Consider the following 1,359-nt stretch of genomic DNA (forward strand, 5'->3'; position numbering starts at 1 on the left):
AATATAATAAGCCGAGATCGCGATTTTGTTATTGACAGAATATTTAGTCGTTCTAAAACAAATTACCTTTTCGACGCGGAAGTTTATAATAGTATCAACCATGACCTAGCTGAGGCCGCTTCGATAAGTCAATCATATGACCCGTATGAACATTTCGCGAGGCATGGGGCCTGGGAAAACAGGCCGGTGGTTCGAGAAGAACATGTGGCGAGTATTTTAGCGCAAATCAGTAAAAGCTACGAATCTTTGAAAAATGGTTTCTTAAGACAATTTGCTCAGTCGCAGTTGATTTCTGATAAGCACATAAAATTTATTCGTGAGGAATTTGTAACAATAATCCTGCACTCTCAAGCAAATCATTTTATGAGGCCAATCGCTCACGCTTTGGCAAACGCCTTAGTTCAGGCTGGCGTCCGTACACAAATATGCGATGAAAACGCCGATGGTGTCGAGCATGCGACAACACCTATTATAATTGCCCCACACGAATTTTTTACATTTAAGCTGCCAATTAAATTGGATAGGTACGCATTAATTCGTAAATCCATACTTTTTAATACTGAACAGATCGGCTCGCCGTGGTTTTCGAGTATAATGGGCGTTATTTTTGGCTCCCGTGGGGTTATTGACATTAATTTTCAAAGTTCTGAAGTATTTAAAAAGTCAAATATTCCGAGCTGTTATGTACTGCCTCCCATAGATCGAAGGCTTCGCAATGTTTTTTTAGCTGAAAATAATGGACAACACCCGTTATTTAGCTGGATCCGAAGTAATGTGAAAAGTGACGGGTTCCCAGATAGGCCATATTCCGACCGTGATCTAGATCTCTTTTTTGCGGGAAATAAAACGTTCCTAAGAACTAGAACTATTGCCAAGTCAGCTCCATATCTAGCGTCTAGAAATTGTTTTATTTCGTATACCGACTCGCCGCCTAGCACAATACCTACTGACGACACAAGTATATTGCTATTTTCTGGGTATATGAATATTGTTTCTAATACCAAACTAGTGTTAGCCCTTCCCAGATACAGTATTGGTTATTTTGAATGGGAACGTTTTGTAGCACAAGGATTTGCAAACGGAGCATGTGTTATAGCGTCAAACCCTCTAAAGTCTCCATTCTTCGAACCTGATATTAATTATGTTGATGCGCCTCTACGAAATTTATCTTCATACTTGAAATGGTTACTTGAAACTCGAGATGGCGCAGACTCCGCACAAGCTATAATAGATACCTCTCGCCAAGTTCTAGAAGAAGAAATGAGCCCTACGCGAGTGGGTAATTTTATTGTGTCGTTTCTATCTTCTTTGGACAAGGATCAGTCAGATGACTTTTAATTATGGGGCGCGACTTATAGC

At 40.1% G+C, this 1,359-nt stretch carries 1 protein-coding gene; it reads left to right on the forward strand.

Annotated features, from left to right (window positions below):
- The coding region (locus FV234_RS25790) for a hypothetical protein (protein ID WP_210251002.1) at positions 1-1,338 on the forward strand (1,338 nt) is incomplete at its 5' end.
- Positions 1,339-1,359: the final 21 nt, after the last annotated feature.

The organism is Methylobacterium sp. WL8, assembly GCF_008040045.1.
Classification (GTDB): domain Bacteria; phylum Pseudomonadota; class Alphaproteobacteria; order Rhizobiales; family Beijerinckiaceae; genus Methylobacterium; species Methylobacterium cerastii.